20 protein-coding genes are annotated in these 16397 nt (G+C 63.9%); 2 read left to right on the top strand and 18 right to left on the bottom strand.

Annotated elements, in window-relative coordinates; translation table 11 throughout:
• Positions 1-710: 710 nt before the first annotated feature.
• The 16 genes from JOE60_RS04305 to JOE60_RS04230 form a co-directional block, all read right to left on the bottom strand.
• Positions 711-1013, bottom strand: a complete 303-nt coding sequence (locus JOE60_RS04305; protein ID WP_079582587.1) for a hypothetical protein — start codon at positions 1011-1013, stop codon at positions 711-713.
• A gap of 209 nt (positions 1014-1222) precedes the next feature.
• Complete coding sequence (locus JOE60_RS04300; protein WP_167264396.1) at positions 1223-1711, bottom strand: hypothetical protein; 489 nt, start codon at positions 1709-1711, stop codon at positions 1223-1225.
• 155 nt (positions 1712-1866) lie between these two features.
• A complete protein-coding gene (locus JOE60_RS18565; protein ID WP_420851411.1) occupies positions 1867-2478 on the bottom strand; it encodes an IS30 family transposase in 612 nt (203 codons plus the stop codon).
• A 177-nt stretch (positions 2479-2655) separates the two neighbouring features.
• A complete protein-coding gene (gene csrA, locus JOE60_RS04290) occupies positions 2656-2898 on the bottom strand; it encodes a carbon storage regulator CsrA (protein WP_167264392.1) in 243 nt (80 codons plus the stop codon).
• A gap of 4 nt (positions 2899-2902) precedes the next feature.
• Complete coding sequence (locus tag JOE60_RS04285) at positions 2903-3871, bottom strand: hypothetical protein (protein WP_167264390.1); 969 nt, start codon at positions 3869-3871, stop codon at positions 2903-2905.
• Positions 3849-5900, bottom strand: a complete 2052-nt coding sequence (locus tag JOE60_RS04280) for a flagellar biosynthesis protein FlhA (RefSeq protein ID WP_167264388.1) — start codon at positions 5898-5900, stop codon at positions 3849-3851. Before JOE60_RS04280 ends, JOE60_RS04285 begins: the two co-directional genes overlap by 23 nt.
• Positions 5897-6982 carry an EscU/YscU/HrcU family type III secretion system export apparatus switch protein gene (locus JOE60_RS04275; protein ID WP_167264386.1) on the bottom strand — a complete coding sequence of 362 codons (1086 nt, stop codon included), beginning with the start codon at positions 6980-6982 and terminating at the stop codon, positions 5897-5899. Before JOE60_RS04275 ends, JOE60_RS04280 begins: the two co-directional genes overlap by 4 nt.
• Entirely contained in the window at positions 6982-7740 is a 759-nt protein-coding gene (locus JOE60_RS04270; protein WP_167264384.1) for a flagellar biosynthetic protein FliR, read from the bottom strand. The genes JOE60_RS04275 and JOE60_RS04270 overlap by 1 nt, the downstream gene beginning before the upstream one ends.
• A gap of 1 nt (position 7741) precedes the next feature.
• Complete coding sequence (gene fliQ / locus JOE60_RS04265; RefSeq protein WP_167264382.1) at positions 7742-8017, bottom strand: flagellar biosynthesis protein FliQ; 276 nt, start codon at positions 8015-8017, stop codon at positions 7742-7744.
• Positions 8017-8814 carry a flagellar type III secretion system pore protein FliP gene (gene fliP, locus JOE60_RS04260; protein ID WP_420851410.1) on the bottom strand — a complete coding sequence of 266 codons (798 nt, stop codon included), beginning with the start codon at positions 8812-8814 and terminating at the stop codon, positions 8017-8019. The genes fliQ and fliP overlap by 1 nt, the downstream gene beginning before the upstream one ends.
• A 68-nt stretch (positions 8815-8882) precedes the next feature.
• Positions 8883-9386, bottom strand: a complete 504-nt coding sequence (gene fliO / locus JOE60_RS04255) for a flagellar biosynthetic protein FliO (protein ID WP_167264380.1) — start codon at positions 9384-9386, stop codon at positions 8883-8885.
• Positions 9387-10112 (bottom strand): flagellar motor switch protein FliN, encoded by a 726-nt coding sequence (gene fliN, locus JOE60_RS04250; protein ID WP_167264378.1) that lies wholly within the window; start codon positions 10110-10112, stop codon positions 9387-9389.
• Positions 10109-11005, bottom strand: coding sequence for a flagellar motor switch protein FliM (locus JOE60_RS04245; RefSeq protein WP_338112519.1), 897 nt, complete (start codon positions 11003-11005; stop codon positions 10109-10111). Before JOE60_RS04245 ends, fliN begins: the two co-directional genes overlap by 4 nt.
• Positions 11006-11057: 52 nt before the next feature.
• Positions 11058-11879, bottom strand: a complete 822-nt coding sequence (locus JOE60_RS04240; RefSeq protein WP_167264374.1) for an OmpA/MotB family protein — start codon at positions 11877-11879, stop codon at positions 11058-11060.
• Entirely contained in the window at positions 11876-12694 is an 819-nt protein-coding gene (locus JOE60_RS04235; protein ID WP_167264372.1) for a motility protein A, read from the bottom strand. Before JOE60_RS04235 ends, JOE60_RS04240 begins: the two co-directional genes overlap by 4 nt.
• A 3-nt stretch (positions 12695-12697) precedes the next feature.
• Positions 12698-13015, bottom strand: coding sequence for a flagellar FlbD family protein (locus tag JOE60_RS04230; RefSeq protein WP_167264370.1), 318 nt, complete (start codon positions 13013-13015; stop codon positions 12698-12700).
• A 181-nt stretch (positions 13016-13196) separates the two neighbouring features.
• On the opposite strand from JOE60_RS04230, the gene JOE60_RS04225 reads away from it, so the two are divergent.
• A complete protein-coding gene (locus tag JOE60_RS04225; RefSeq protein ID WP_167264368.1) occupies positions 13197-13445 on the top strand; it encodes a helix-turn-helix transcriptional regulator in 249 nt (82 codons plus the stop codon).
• Positions 13442-14716 carry a HipA domain-containing protein gene (locus JOE60_RS04220; protein ID WP_167264366.1) on the top strand — a complete coding sequence of 425 codons (1275 nt, stop codon included), beginning with the start codon at positions 13442-13444 and terminating at the stop codon, positions 14714-14716. Before JOE60_RS04225 ends, JOE60_RS04220 begins: the two co-directional genes overlap by 4 nt.
• Before the next feature lie 31 nt (positions 14717-14747).
• Here the strand turns inward: JOE60_RS04220 and JOE60_RS04215 are convergent, their stop codons facing one another.
• On the bottom strand, positions 14748-15920 hold the full coding sequence (locus JOE60_RS04215) for a flagellar hook protein FlgE (RefSeq protein ID WP_167264364.1): 1173 nt from the start codon (positions 15918-15920) through the stop codon (positions 14748-14750).
• 46 nt (positions 15921-15966) lie between these two features.
• Complete coding sequence (locus JOE60_RS04210) at positions 15967-16395, bottom strand: flagellar hook assembly protein FlgD (protein WP_167264362.1); 429 nt, start codon at positions 16393-16395, stop codon at positions 15967-15969.
• Positions 16396-16397: the final 2 nt, after the last annotated feature.

The raw sequence follows: 16397 nt of genomic DNA, 5'->3' as shown, positions 1-16397 counted from the left end.
AGTGGTCGGCTGGGCCCTCGCCGGTACGTTGACGGGCATCGGACTCACCCTTGCCAGTTGTGCCGGCTGGTAGTCTGCTTCTTCCTTAGCACATCCGAAAGGTGGCCACGTGGCCAATAAAATTCCGAATCCTTGGATAAGCGCCTCGTTCTTCGCCTGGGCGATACTGTTCGCGCTGTGGCAGCCTTTTGTCTGGTGGCGAGGAGTTGCAGCAGTCTTAGCTGTGGCTCTCGGATTTTGGGGTCTTTTCCTGTCGTGGCGCCACAGGCGAAAGAACTCAACCACTGTGCCTCCGAAACCTTAAGAAACCTTTTCAGAGCATTGACAGAGGTGACGGCGTCGCTCCGGAGGGCAGTCCTCCAAATGACACCGCAGGCCAAGAGCGGCGGGGGTACCCCGCCGCTCTTGGTGTTTTGCGTCCTACCCAGGTACTTACCAACCTCGTGACGCTGCTGATAGAAGCTCCCCAGTGTTTTCTGCATGCTCACGGAGGGGTGAATATGTCAACGTAATTCAGGATCACGTGACGGGGTACGAGGACGGATGGAAACTACGCGGCCACTATGTTCGAGGAACCTACGCGGTGCTGGATTCCGCTGGCCGTAATGCCCATCTTGAACGCCCGGAACTCACCGCCGCCCTAGTGAAGGACTGGCTCGCACGGACCGGCACGGCTGCCCGGTAAAGGATCCTTCACCGGGCATCGCTCGTTAACCCACCAACTTGTGGCCGGTAGCCCTCAGAATGTCCCCTAACCACACGAAAGCGTATGAAATGGCGTTGTCGGGATCCGCCGCGACGCTTCTGACGTTCTCCAGGGATTCAGAGAGCTGACCAATGGTGAGTTCGGCCGGCTGGTCATATACGTCGTAGAGCTCATCGGGTGGGATTGACCAGAAATAGTCCGCGTCCACCTCGATGGTCGAACCATGGCGTTCCTCGACGTGCCGTATCAGGACATCGAACGCCTCCCGCAATTCCTGGGTTGTGAAACTCGTTGGATGGTCGGTCATAGAGGTCCTTCGTTCATCAACAAATCTTTGGCGAGCTGGGAAGCTTTAGGCTCCACGTGCATGACACTAATCGTTCCGGACCAAGATGTGAGCTCGTGCGTCCGCTGAAGGATCCGGTTACGAGCGCGCGCTTCCACGGACTAAGAGCCGTGAAGGTAGCCCGGGGGTGTTGGAGGCGTGCATAGTAGAGTCGCTAGCGTCGTTAGCGCTTATAGGTAGTCGAAGTATCTGAGCCACCAGCTCGGCTCGCTTGGCAGAAACACCCTAGCGGGGACACAACCGTCGTAGGGTCTCCACAAAGGCTCTTCTGGAATGAGGATGTAGTTTTCCGCGTCCAAGGACTTAGAAATGCGTGCGATATCACTTTCGTGGACGAGCGCGTCAAACTCCTCTTGGTCGTATGCTCCCGGGTTCTCGAGCGTTAGCACGGCGAGGCCGCCGAAGTTCGAGACTCGGACGACAAGATTCCGCCCGGTGGCCGTGGCAGCGGCAGGAACGATGACCTGGGCGTGATAGGTGGCGTCCTGGACGCTCCGATCTGCGCCGCAAGCAGACCCAAAGGCGGCGTTAAGCCGGAAGACGAGGCCGTCGAACTGTCGGCGTGCGGCCTCCCAGTCAAACCCCTGCGGCATCTCCACGTGTGCGGGGTCGTCCAGTTGGTGCAGTAGCGCCCAGAGATCCCCGCTGTCGATTCGCACTCCGCCAGCCTACTTTGTTCCACGAAGAAGCCGAAGATAGAACGGCAGGCCGCCACTGCGGGTGCCGGCGGTCTTAGGAGTCTTCATGCAATGTACAAGCCCTACAAGCCCGGATGTTCGGTGAGGGATCCCCCTACGGACACCCAAACTGGACGCTATCGCGATACTCTCGCTGGCTCAGCAACATTCCGCGCTCGTGGGGCGTGATCCAATGCGGCAGCAGCGGCGTGATACGCCGCGAACTTCTCAGATGCGGTGGACCGATCCAGGACGGCCCGGGGACGACTGTGGATCTCCTCAGCGGCGAACAGCACATCAGCCGGTTCGACTTCGCTTAGGTCGTCTCCCTTTCGAAAGTACAGACGACAAAGACCATTAGCGTTTTCGTTCGACGCCCGCTGCCAAGGGCTGGCCGAATCGCAAAAGTACACAAGCACACCCAGCGCAGCATTGACCTCAGCCTGCTTAGCCATCTCTGATCCCCGGTCCCACGTCAACGTCCCCAGTAACGTGGCGGGCATACTTCCGAGCGTCTCGATGAGCTGGTCCCGCATGTTGTCGGACCTGTTTCCGGGCCGGAGCGCGAAGGCGATAATGAACCGGGAAGAGCGTTCAATCAGCGTCACTATCGCTGATTTGTTCCCTTTACCCATGACGAGGTCGCCCTCCCAATGGCCAGCTTCTTCTCTGTTCCCAATATGGGCTGGCCGGTCACCGATCTTCAGTGCCGGGCGGATACAGCGACCGGTAGATCGTTTCGTGCGCACTCCAAAATCGCCCTGGGTCACGGGCTATGGAGCGAATACTCGCCCGCACCAGCAGCCGGTCGGCGATGAAGATACGTTCATCTTTGGACCTACAGCGGCTCGGCACGGCTATCGGAAAGGCCTTACGGGGACGCGGGGCCAAGCACTGCTGTTGCGACGTCGGTTGGAAACCGCCAACTACTCAGCCGGAGGCGCCGGGGGACGGAAAGCTGCCAGCAGTTCCTCGGCGTCTGGCCCGGCCTGGGTTGCGGCGAGGTTGGCAGCGGCTATGGCCTCAATAACCTCGCTGCGTTGGATGGACACGCCCCGCGGCGCCTCGATTCCGATCCGAACGCCGTCACCGCGCCCCTCCATGACGGTGATGACGATGTCATCCCCGATCATGATTTTTTCGCCCGGCTTACGCGTCAGTACCAGCATGCTTTCAATCTACCTTTCCGAGGACCGATGCGGTGGCCGGATTGCCGTCCACCCACCCGGCAGGGATGCCCAGGCCATCCACCGTTTCCGGGCTGGACGTCTCCGAAGCCCCGATTACAGCCAGCGCATCCACGCCCAGGCCCGCGCCCTCCAGCGAGCCGCGGAGGGAGCCCACCCACTGTTTGGTGTCCTCCGCCTTGCGCCCGGCATCCACGACGATCCAGACCTGGTCAGCGCCCAGGCCCGCGATGTCGCCGGTCCGGGACGGGACAGCGCGTTGGCGGCCGAGGCCAAACGCAACCACAACGTTTTGGCCGGTTAAGACGGCCTGGGCGCGTGCCGCCGTCGCGCCTTGACGGCCTTGGACATGAAGATGGCCAAAGGCACTCAGGTGTCCTGCGGTGCGGACATCCGAGCCGCCTGCCGCCATGGACATCTCCAGGGCCGGTCCGAGGGCGTCGTCTCCGAGCCCCAGGAGGACAATGAGGTTGCCGGCGCCCTTGAGGGGCCGGGGAACCGGAACAACGCCCGGCACCGGCAACATGGCCGGACCGGGCAACGGCAACGGCAACGGCACCGGCAACGGAACAGAAGGGGGCCCGCTGGGCTGCAACTCCTTTCCCAGCTGCTCCAGCAGTCCGGCGAAATCCGGTGAAGCAGTGGAAACCGGCGCAGGCCTGTGGAGTTCACGCTCGGCGGCGTCGGCACGCTCCAGCAGGGCAGCGATGGCCGGCCCGTGCAACTCGTGCGGCCCGGCCGGCTTCTGGACCGGACCCGACGCGGCAGCAGGGGCCTCGGGGACGTCCAGCACTTCCACCGTGGCCTCAAACCGGGCGGCGGCGAAGAGTCCGGCGATGCCCGGGTTGGTGACCTTCTCCGCAGCGACGATCCGCGCACCTGGGCCGTGCTGACGGAGCGCTTTGGCGCGGATTGCTTCCAGAGAGGGACCACTAAGCCTGAAGCGCTTCTGCATAGCGGACCACCCCTACCGTTTCGATGCGGATGGTGGTGGCGGTCACCTCGCGGTAGGAAAGGACCGGGACACCGCCGTCCGGACCTCCCACCAAGCGGCGGATCGCGGGGCGCAGAGCCGGCGCGCAGACCAGCACGGCTTCCCGGCCGGCAGCGGCAGCCCCGTCAGCGGCCGATGTGAGCGAGGCGAGGACGCCGTCCAGCTTGGCCTGCCCCATAACGATCTGGGTGCCGCCTTCGCCCGGACGCATGTCCTCCAGCATGGATTGTTCCAGGAGGGGATCGATCATGATCACGTTGAGCACGGCGCCGTCCAGGTATTTGTCCGCCACAACCGGTCCCAGGGCGTGCCGTGCCGATTCCACCAGCGATTCCGGATCGGTGGAAACCTTGGCCCGCAGGGCAAGGGCCTCGTAGATCCGGGGAAGGTCGTTGATAGGGACCTGCTCCTCCAGGAGCCCTTGGAGGACCCGTTGGATTTCGGCCAAGGACAGGAGCGCGGGCGTCAATTCCTCCACAGCGGACGGGCTCTGCTTGCGGACGCCCTCCGTGAGCACCCGCACGTCTTCGCGGGTCAGGAGCCGGGCAGCATTGGCCGAGATGATCGAGGACAGGTGCGTGACCAGGACTGACACGCGATCAATCACGGTTGCTCCGGTCATTTCGGCGCTGTGCCGCATCTCCGTGGGAACCCATTTCCCGGACAGGCCGAAGACGGGTTCTATGGTGGCGGTTCCGGGCAGGGCGTCCAGGAATTCGCCCAGGGCGAGGAGCTTGCCCGACGGCGCCACTCCCCTCCCAGCTTCAACACCGGCTATGCGGATGGCATAGGTGGAAGGGGGCAGGTCCATTGCGTCCCGGGTGCGGACGGGCGGGACCACCAGCCCGAGTTCCATGGCGATCTTGTGCCGAAGGGACCTTACGCGGGCCAGGAGGTCGTCCGAGGCGCCGGACACGATATCCACCAGGTCCGGAGCCAGCAGGATCTCCACCGGATGGACCCGCATGTCTTCCATGAGCCGCTCGTTGGGGTCCTCCTCCCCCATCACGACCGCAGCGCTTTCCGCTTCCTGGGCCTCTGCCTGGAGTCTTTGTTGAGTGGCCACCCGCCGCGAGGCCAGAACCAGCAACGCCCCCACCACAAGGAACGGGAGGATGGGCATGCCGGGAATGACGGCCATGCTCCCGGCCGCCAGTCCGGCAATGAGAAGCGCATTGGGCGACTGCATGAGCTGCGAGGAGGCCGTGCGGCCCATGTCCTCCTCGGCGTTGGACCGGGTGACGATCATGCCGGTGGAAACAGCCATGAGCAGCGCGGGAATCTGGGTGACCAAGCCGTCGCCCATGGTCAGAAGGCCGTAGGTGTTCAGGGCATCGCCGGCATCCATCCCGCGCTGCAGCACGCCAATGGCAATGCCGCCCACAAAGTTGATGATGATAATGATGATGCCCGCAATGGCATCGCCTTTCACGAACTTGGAGGCGCCATCCATGGCACCGTAAAAGTCGGCTTCGGCGGAAACTTCGGCACGCCGTTTCCGGGCTTCGGCGTCGGTGATGAGTCCGGCATTGAGGTCGGCATCAATGGCCATCTGCTTGCCCGGCATGGCGTCCAGGGTGAAGCGTGCCCCCACCTCGGCGACGCGCTCGGCGCCCTTGGTGACCACCACGAACTGGATGACCACCAGGATCAGGAACACCACGGCCCCAATGATCAGCGAACCGCCCACGGTGACCTTGCCGAATGCCTCGATCACCTGGCCCGCGAAGCCTTGCCCCAGGACCAGGCGCGTGGAGGCCACATTGAGTCCCAGGCGGAACAGCGTGGCCACCAGCAGCAGTGACGGGAAGACTGAGAAGTCCAGGGGCTTCTTGACGAACATGCTGGTCAGCAGGATCAGGAGGGCCAGCAGGATGTTGCACACGATCAGGAAATCCAGCAGCGCGGCCGGCAGCGGAACAACCAGCAACAGCACAATCCCGACGATGCCTACCGGCACGGACAGCCGTGCAAACTTGTTGTTCTTCATGCCCGCAAACTTTCTTTCATCCGATGGATACCCCGTGCCGTTCCCCGCGTCTTCAGCGACATCACGAAGGCCAGCACTCCGGCCACCGATCGATACAGCTCAACCGGAATCTCCTGCCCCAGCCCACACGCCGAATGAAGGGCCCGGGCCAGCGGGATGTCCTGCACCATGGGTACTCCCTTGGTCTCCGCTTCCTCCCTGATCCGTGCTGCGATCAGGCCCGATCCCTTGGCCACGACGCGGGGCGCCGAAGTGCCGGCGTCGTATTTCAGTGCGACGGCGACGTGCGTCGGGTTGACCAGAACCACGTCGGCGTCGCCGATCGCCGCGATCATCCGGTTCCGGCTCATGCTGAGCTGCCGGGACCGGCGCTGGGACTTGATGAGGGGGTCGCCGTCGGTGTTCTTGTTCTCGTCCTGGACTTCCTTCTTGGACATCCGGGTCTTTTTCCGGTTACGCCTCATCACCACGAAAATATCCGCCGCGGCCAGCACCAGGCCTGCCGCAACAGCAAACTGGATGAGTGCACCGATCCCGCCGGCGGCAGCTGCCAGCACACCGGCCACCGGCATGCCGCCGGCTGTCAGCAACACGGGCATGAGCCCCTGCACCACGGCGTAAAGGACAAGACCCACGACGGCGGTCTTCAGCAATGCTTTGACGCCTCCCCAGAGTGCCTGCCCGCCAAACATCCTCTTGAAGCCGGCCAGTAGGTTGAAGTGCTCGAACTCGGCGCGGAACTTCTTGAAGCGGATGCCACCCTGCAGCGCAGACCCCGCCAGGACCACCACGGTGACCACCAGGAGCAACGGGCCAAGAATGCCTGCCAAGGAGCCCAGCCCTGCTTCAAGCGCTGCCACGGCTTTGGCGGGATCGGGTTCCGCGATCACACCTTTGACGGTAAAAAGCTGGTCCACCGCGGCATTGGAGGCGTGGCCGATAGTGGCCGGGAGCATCGCTGCGGCGGCCCCGACTGCCAGCCAGGCCATGAGGTCCTGGGAACGGGAAAGCTGGCCCTTCTCCCGGACTTCGCGCATCCGCTTATCAGTGGCTTGTTCTGTTTTCTCTTGCGAATCCGCCACTAGCCCACCCCCAGGAGTGTGCTGGCCGCCTGCTCGGCGAGCATGGCTACCAGCCGGGGCAGGGCAAGGAAAAGAAAGCCGGCCAAGGCCAGGGTGATAAAGATCTTGAGTGGAAAGCCCAGGGAGAACGCATTGAGGGCAGGTGCCACCCGGGTCAGCAACCCGAGCCCGACGTCGGCAAGCACCAGCACCACCAGGAGCGGGCCGGCGATCTGCACCGCGGCCAGGAACATCCCTGTGACGGCGCCGATCATGGCTTCGACGGGTTGGCTGAGGTCGAAGCCACCGGCCAGCGGCAAGGCCTTGAAGCTGCCCGTGAGCCCAGCAATGACCACTTGGTAGCCATCCGAGGCAAAGAGAAGGGCCAGGGCGGCCATTTGGAGCAACCGGGTGAACTGGGCCCCGTTGACCATCATTTGCGGATCGAAAGCCTGCGCCATCTGGAACCCGCTGAAGAGGTCAACCAAGCTCCCGGCAGACTGGATCGCGGCGAAAATCACCATCACCAGGAAACCCAGGACCAGCCCCGTCACGAGCTCCAGAACCACGGCTGCCACGAACCCGGCCGTGTCCGCAGGGACGGAGCCGGCGGACAGCCGCTGGGAGACAGCCAGACCCAATCCGATACCAAGCATCGCCTTGATGCGGGCCGGTATGGCGTGGTGGGCGAACGGCGGCGCCACCACCAGAAAGGCAGTCATGCGGACCGACGCCAGCAACAGGACCTGGATCCACGACTGGTCGATGGGGATGTCCACCTCACGCGCCACCAATCAGCCCGGGAATCCGGGCGAACAATTCATTGGTGAACGCCACCATCTCGGAGATCATCCAGTGGCCGCAAACCACCAGCGCGATGGCCACGGCAACAGCCTTGGGGACAAACGACAACGTGGCTTCCTGCAACTGGGTAATGGACTGGAGCAACGAAACGGCCAGCCCAACCACCAGGGCCGTGACCAGCGTGGGTGCTGCGAGCTTGGCGGCGACAATCATGGCCTGGAGGCAAATGTCCAGGACGGCGTTGGTATCCATCAGCCGCTCGAGTAGCTCTGGATCAGGGACGTGATGACCAGTCCCCAACCGTCCACCAGGACGAACAGCAGGATCTTGAACGGCAAGGAGATCATCACCGGCGGAAGCATCATCATGCCCATGGACATGAGGGCTGCCGAGACCACCAGGTCAATGACCAGGAAGGGGATGAAGATCACGAAGCCGATGATGAACGCCGCACGGAGCTCGGAAACCATGAAGGCCGGGACCAAGGTTTGGAACGGCACGGCCTCCGGATTCGCCGGGTTGTCCATCTTGGCGGCCCGCGTCATCAGCGCGATGTCCTCCTCCCGCGTATGCGCAAGCATGAAGTGCTGGAGCGGTGCCCAGCCTGCGGACATGGCCCCGTTGAAGTCCAGTCCACCGTTCAGGTAAGGCTGAACGGCCACCGTGTTGATGTCCGAAACCACGGGCCACATGACGAACAAGGAGAGGAACAAGGCCAGCCCGGCAAGAACTTGGTTGGGCGGAATAGCGGGCAGTGACAGGGCATTCCGGGTCATTGCCAGCACCACGAAGATCTTGGTGAACGACGTCATCATGAGCAGCAATGCCGGTGCCACGGAGAGCAGCGTGATCCCGATGAGCGTGACCACGGCAGTGGACGGCGTCCCGTCCAGCCCGTTGATATCGATGCTGACGTTACCGGAACCGGGAGACGCGGGCGCGCTGGGGGCCGTGGGTTGGGTGGGGTCTATGGGTGTGGCCTGGGCCGCGGCCGTTCCCAGCAGCAGCAAAGCCCCTGTGAGCAGCAAAACCGCCGCACCGGAAAGCAGCTGTGGCAGGGCACCGCCCCGGGAAGCAGGAAATGGCCGGACCCACAGCCCCAGCACAGCAGCCCGCGTCAAGTGCGGCGTCCGCGGATGGCGTCGGAGGCTTGCCGCCACGTGGAAGCGGACAGGATGGAGCCGTGCATGGGATGCTCCTGCACCTGTCCACGGTGGAGCTCGCTGCGCCGCCGGAGCACTGGAAGGGACCCTGTGACCGGTTCCACGGCAGGAAGCGGCACGGATGCCTGGCCCGACGCCTGCCTGAACAGTTCCGCGAAGCTCCCGGCGGATTGTGGAGCTCCCGCATCAACTGCTTCCGGTGCCACGACGGGTGCATCGCTGCTGTGAAGGACCGTTACCGCCTGCTCCGTGACGCCCAGCAGGAAACGCTTGTCCCCGGCGTCGATCACCACCACCGACGCCTTTTGACCGATCACTTGGCGGCTGACCACAGTCAGGGCGGCATCCGCGCGACGCCGGCCCTTGCCCTTCCCCAGGCGCTTCTGCACAAGCCAAATGAAGCCCAGCACGGCGCCGAGGGCTACAAGCACGCGCAGCCCGAGGATGAATGAGTCCATCTACAACGTGCCCTCTGAACCGTCCAGGATGCGGGTGATGCGGACGGCGTAGTCCTGGTCCACAACAACCACTTCGCCGTGGGCGATCAGCCTGCCGTTGAGCAGCACGTCAGCCGGCGCACCGGCTGACCGGTCCAGTTCAATGACCTTCCCGGGCTCAAGGGCCAAGGCGTCGCGTACCGACATCCGGGTACGGCCGATCTCCACCGTCAACGCCATTTCGACGCTGCTGATAAGGCCCAACCTGGCGGCCATGTCATTGCCTTGGCTGCGGGCACCGGCAGTCGACGCTGCCCCATTGTCACGCACGCGGACGGCAAACCAGCCGAAGGGGGCGCCGCCGTCGTTCAGTTCAAAAACTGCAGTGTTGGGATCGGACAGCAGCCCGGCGGAGTCTTCCTCGCGCAGCTCGCCCAACACGCCGGCGTCGAACGCTGAGGCAGCCTGTTCCATGGCGGGGCGCAGGACATCGACGGCCTGCACGGCACTCTGGACCGCACTTCCCAACCCGGCACCCCCGGCGGCGGACAGGAAGGACCGATCCACCAGCAGCAGCGCGAAATCGGCCGTCAACGCACCGACGAACGTGGCCATCACGGAGGGGGAAGCATGGGCAGCCGCGTCCTGGGCCGGAACAATGCCCGCGACGCGCAGCGTGGATGCGCTGGGCAGGCTGCGGGCCAAGCGCTCGGCTGCGGCCGCCTGAAGGGTCAAGATGTTGCTCATCGCTGGTACTCCTCGGTTGTGACGATGACCGCGGCGGCCCGCGAGCCGTTGCGGGCGGCCGCTGCGTTGGCCAGGCGGGTGCCATTGATGGTGACGTCAAAAGGCCGGTTCTCAAGGTGGGGCAAAGGCAGGACATCGCCGACGGCGAGACCCAGGATTTGCCCTGGCGTCACCGGCGCGGGGGTCAACTGGACCGCCACGTCCACGGGGACCTGCGCAAGCTGGGCACGGACCAGTGCCTCGTTGTCCACGCTGTGGACGGTTGGATTCACATCGCCGAGCCTGGACAGAAGGACGTCTGCGGGGATGGCCAAGGTGGCAGCACACTGTGTTTCACCGACGTTGACGCTGAACGATGCCACGATCATGAGCTCCGACGGCGCGGCCGCCTGCGCAAATTGTGAGTTGTACTGGATGCCGTCCATGGTCACGGCCTGGGTCAGGAGGTTGCCCAGGGAGTAGCGGAGATCCTCCAGCACTTCCTCCACCATGCGGGACACCAGGGCCTGCTCAATCTGAGTGAACTTCCGCTCAGGGACCGCTGTATCCCTGGAACCACCCAGCATGCGGCTCAGCCAGGACAACGCGGCCGTGGCGGGGAACTGGATGACCAGACGGGACTCGCTGCCATCGATCCGGCACAGCACCATGGACGTGACGGACGGCAGCGACGCAGAGTATTCGTCGTAGCTCTGCATGCTCAGCTGCTCCAGCGTGGCCGTGGACTTCAGCCGGATCTTGGCGGTGAGCTGGGTACCCCACTGGCGTGCGAAGGTTTCGAAGGCGACCTCCAGCACGCGGCTGTGCTGGCGCGGCAAAGTGGTGGGTCGACGGAAGTCATAGACGTCCACGCTGCGCTGGCGTGCTGCCGCGCGATCTTCCGGTTCTCCCACGGACGGCACTATCGGCACGTCAGTGTGGCACGTAAGACATTTACCGCTACGACTATTTTGCTGCTTTGGCGGCCTCCGCCGACTCCTTGGTCTGGGCCTCGATGGCACCCGGAATGAGGGCGCGCACATCTTCCGGGCTGGCGGACAGGAGCACCACATCCACCCGCCGGTTCAGTTCCATGAGTTCCTCGGTGGAATCGTCCGTCACCTGCCGTGCGGCGCCGAAAGCCACCGCGCCGATCCGCGCCGGTGGCATGCCGGAGTCATCCACAAAATACCTGAGCACATTGACTGAGCGTGCGGCAGAGAGCTCCCAGGTGGAGGCATATTGCGTGATGCCCTTTGCTGCGTGGCCTTCCACCATGACCTCAAGCCCTGAACCCACCACCGTGGGTGCGATGGTCCGCAGGATCTCGAGGGCACGGCTGGTCAAGTCCGGCATGTCCGGCTGGAAGAACGTCTGCGAACCCACCAGCTTCACGGTCAGTCCGCGCTCCCCCACGTCGAACTGCACGTTGGCGCCCAATCCCTGGGCGGCCAGCTTGTCCTTCATCTCGTTTTCGAGGGCAGTGAGCTTGTCCACTTCCTTCACGGCAAGATCAAGTGCAGAGAATCCCTCGCCGTCCGAAGCCGCAAGCTCCGCGGGGACCACCACACCGGTAGCGGTATCCACCTTTTGGCTGATCTGCGTGCCGAAGCCCGTGGCCAGGGAATTGCGCAGCTTCTCGAATTTGTCCTGGTCCACCGATGACATGGCGAACAGGACAATGAACATGCACATCAGCACGGTGACCATGTCCATGTAGGACGCCATCCAGCGCTCGTCAACATGGTGCTCTTCGGGCTGGGAGCCCCGTCTCCTGCGGGACCTCATGCTGCCCTGGACGCCGAAAGCTTGCCGGGCTTGCCGCCGTCGTCCGCTTTGTCCTTGGTTTCCTTCGACTTGCCCTTCGTGTCCGCCGGCGCCATGGCGCGAAGCCTTTCCGCAAGCAGCATCGGCTGGGTTCCGTTCTGCACTGCCAGAAGACCTTCCATCAGCAGCGTCATGCGTTCGACGTCCAGCTCAGACAGGCGCTTGAGCTTGGCACTCAACGGCAGCCAGATGAAGTTCGCGGACAGCAGGCCCCAAAGGGTGGCCACGAAGGCCGCGGCAATCATCGGCCCCAAATGGTCAGGCGAGGAGAGGTTTTCCAGAACGTGGGTCAGCGAGACCACGGTACCGATGATGCCAATGGTGGGGGCGTACCCGCCCAGCGCTGCGAAGAACTTGGAGGACACGTGATCGGCGCGCATTTTGGTGTCGATCTCGTCCTCCATCAGGAGGCGCAATTCCTCGGCGTCCGTGCCGTCGGCGATGTTCTGCAGCGAGCGCTGCAGGAACGGGTCCTTGGCGTTGTTGGCCTCCTCCTCCAAGGACAGCAGGCCGTCGCTGCGGGCCTTCTCGGCAAGCCGGACCAGCTCGTCAATGCTCTCCGTGGGCTTTGCAGGCTTGCCGAGGAAGGCCTTGGGGGCATCCTTGAAGGCCTGGAGCACATCCTGGAGGGTGTTTCCGGCCAGTCCCACAGCAATGGTGGCACCAAAAACAAGGATCATGGGCGCGGGCAGGAGCAGCGACATGAGGTTGGCATGTTCCAGGGTGACCATGGCCACCACGGATGCAAAGGCCAGCAGCAGACCGACGATTGTCATGGACTACCTTCCGTTCGGGTGGGTGGGTTCTGGTGCGTGGCCTGGATCCGGGGACTCCCCCGGCTCCCTCGGTTCCTCCGGTTCCGGGGACCGGACCAGGCTCAGCGGATAACCCGTCACGGCTGGAAGGTCGTGGGCGCGGCGAAGCACACCCGCGCGATAGTTTGCGATCAGCTCCACCACCTCAGCCAATGATTCGCGCACAACGTAAGCGGCGCCGTCGAGCGTCACCAAATGGGTGTCCGGACTCTCGTGGATCCGTTCAAGGATGTCCGGATTCACGGCGAAGCGTGTGCCGTTCAGGCGGGTGACAACGATCATGGGCCGTTTCTGGGTGGCTGTGGCTGGAGGCGGTGCTGTCCCCTACTGTCGGCCGGGAAGCGCGGGACGTTAGGAAGGCGTCCGGAGCACTGTGCTATGTGCCAGATATGGCACATAACCACTTTCGGCTTGAATGTGCAATATTTGGCACAAAATGACGTCAACCGCGTATGATCAATATATGTCACAAACGCCGTTTTACCGGGCCGTGAATGCCGCTTCCTTGGGGCGGGCCATCAGTGATGCCCGCAAGGAAGCTTCCCTGACCCAGCAGGAACTCGCAGACCGGCTCGGCACCGCCCGCCGGACTATCGTCCGGCTCGAGCACGGCGAAGCGGTCTCCGTAGTCGTCGCCATGGAGGCCATCCGGGTGCTCGGCCGCGACGTCGCCCTGGTCCCGAGATTCTCGAAGCTGCAGGTCAAACCGTGAGCCCGCGGAGCAAGAGCCTCGAGGTGTTCCTGCATGGGAAGCACGTTGGTGTTCTGAGCGGACACGGGCTCAGAATGTCCTTCCAGTACGACACGGACATCGTTGCTGAATACGGCTCCTCCTCCATCCTCTTGTCCCTCTCACTGCCGGTGAGCCAGAAGAAAATCGACGGAACGGCGGTGTACAACTACTTCGACGGACTCTTGCCGGAGGGCCAGGTGCGCTCCCACCTCGCGTCGGAGAACGGGCTGTCCACCCCGGATGCCCTGGGGCTGCTGTCCGTCCTTGGCGCCGACTGTGCCGGCGCGGTCCAAGCGCTCCCGGCAGACACGTCACCGAACGGCCCCACCGACTTCCACCCGATGACCGCTGACGAAGTCGTCGGCGTCGTCGAGGCTCTGCCGACCTGGGACCTGCCCGATGACCTCGCGATCACCGCATCGCTTGGTGGCATCCAGTCCAAGGTGCTGTTGAGCCGGCACGGTGACGGCTGGGCCTGGCCGGGCCGGGGGACGGTGTCGACGCACATCATCAAGCCGGAGCCTCTGGATTCGCCGGTCCCGCACCTGCTCGCTTCCGAAAACTGGGCGCTGAAAGTGGCCGCTTCGGCCGGCCTGCCCGCCGCGGAAGCACATCTGGAGACGTTTGGGTCGCGCGAGGCGATCGTCGTAGCCAGGTACGACCGGACTCCGGATGGCGGTCGACTCCACCAGGAAGATTTCACCCAAGCCCTGGCGCTGGCAAGCGCCTCCAAGTACGAAGCCTCCACAAACCCACCGTCCCGTTTGACCCAGCTCGCGAAGGCTGCAGCACCGCACAGCAGGGACGACCGGGAATTCCGGCGCGGGCTGCTGCGGGCCATTACCTTCAACCTTGTGATCGGCAACGGGGACGCGCATTCGAAAAATTACTCCGTCATGCTCCGGGACGGCGGCGAAGTGATGCTCGCTCCTCTCTACGACGTCGCCCCTACCCTGCTGCTCTACGCCCCGAGCTACAACGCCGGCCATGTGGTGGGCGGCCAATCACTGCTCAACTACCTCACCCTGGAACACCTCATCCGCGAAGGCGTCTCATGGGGCATGGACACAGAGGATGCAAAGGCGACGGCGGCCACCGTGCTCGAGTCGGTGGCCACCGCGGCGGCCTTGGAGCCCCCCATCGAAGAGATTGGCTTCCTGAGCGAACTCGTCTCAACGCGGGCCAATGACCTGCTTGCGGGCAGGACGGCCCGCCGTGCCCTCGCCGGCCAGATGCCGGCGGCCACCTAGGAAGCGGAAGGCAGCCACCATCCGTGGGCTATTAGCGCTTCAGATTGCTCAGTTCCTGCAGTACTTCGTCGGAGGTGGTGATGATGCGGGCGTTGGCCTGGAAACCACGCTGCGCCACAATCAGGTTGGTGAATTCCTGGGACAGGTCCACGTTGGACATCTCCAGCGAACCGGACGTCAGCGAGCCCAGCCCTCCTTCACCGGCTACGCCAAGCTGGGCCGCACCCGAGTTTGCCGTGGCAACGTAAGTGGAGCCGCCGGCCTTCTCCAAGCCTTCGGGGTTGGTGAAGCGGGCCAGCGCCACGCGGGCAAGGACCCCCTTGGCGCCGTTGCTGAAGGATCCGATCAGGGAGCCGTCTCCGGCCAGCGTGAAGGACTCAAGTTGGCCGGCCGCGGAGCCGTTCTGGCTGCCGACGGCCAGGGTGCTCATCTGCGCGAAACCGGTGACTGCGCCCATGGCCACGGTGATCCCGCCAACGGTCATGGTCCCGCCGGACGTCAACGCACCGTTGGCGAAAGTGAGAGTGGAAGCACCCGTGGCGCCATTGGCGTCCGCGCCCGCCACATTCCAGCCAGTGGCCGTGCGGCTGAAGGTCAATGTGAGGCTGCGCTCAGCTCCATTGGCGTCGAACACCTTGACCTGGCGCTCAACGGACGTGCCAGTGGCCGCGTCCGAGGGCAGGTTGCCGCCGAGCACCGCGTTGGTAGTCGCAACTGCCGGAGCTGTGGCATCCGGGGACAACGTGATGGGCCCCGTGGCTCCGCCTGTGTTGACCACACCGTTGGTGGCGCTCCAGCCCTGGAGGATGCCGCCGTCGGGACTGACCAAGCGGCCGGCCGCGTCCATCTGGAAGTTGCCCGCGCGGGTGTAGTACTGCTGCGTGCCCTTGCCCGTGACGAAGAAGCCCTCGCCGGAAATCATCAGGTCAGTGCCGCGGCCGGTGCTCTGCGAGGAACCTTGGCCGAAGTTGGTGCTGACACCGGCCACCCGGACGCCGAGTCCGATCTGGGCCGGGTTCGAGCCACCCACCTCCTGCTGCGGGCCGGACGCGCCTTGGGTCATCTGCGACAGTGTGTCCTGGAACTGGGCGGACGAGGTTTTGTAGCCGGTGGTGTTGACGTTGGCGATGTTGTTGCCGGTGACGTCAAGCATTGCCTGATGGGCTCGGAGGCCGGAAATTCCGGAGTACAGCGAACGGAGCATGGTGTTGCCTTTCTTCGGGTTGGTTCGGGGTAAGTCTGGGGTTAATTCAGGAGGCGTTTTTCTGCACTGCTGCGGTCATTCCGGTGATCAGGTCCAACGGCACCTTGGCGGTCCCCACGGTCACGGTCGGAACACCGCCGGCAAAGGACACTGCACTGGCAACGCCCGTCCCTTTGGTGCCGTCGGCCAACGTGTAGCTCACCTCGGTGCCAATGATTTGTGCCGCCGCGGTGCGCATCTGCAGGGAAAAGCTCTCCTTGGAGCCAGCCGTGAGCTCGGTCATCTTCTCCATCATGGAAAGCTGCACCGACTGGCTCATCATCTGGTTGGTGTCCATGGGCGCACTGGGATCCTGGTACCTCAGCTGCGTCACCAGCAAGGACATGAAGACTTCGGAATCCATGGTCTTCACGGGAGTGCGAACAGCCTCCCCCGATCCGACGCCGTTGTTGGCCGCAATTGCGGGAATGGTCATGG

The sequence above is a fragment of the Paenarthrobacter ilicis genome (assembly GCF_016907545.1).
Taxonomy (GTDB): Bacteria; Actinomycetota; Actinomycetes; order Actinomycetales; family Micrococcaceae; genus Arthrobacter; species Arthrobacter ilicis.
Note: the sequence above shows the minus strand (reverse complement) of the source record. Positions and strands in the feature narration are given on the sequence as shown.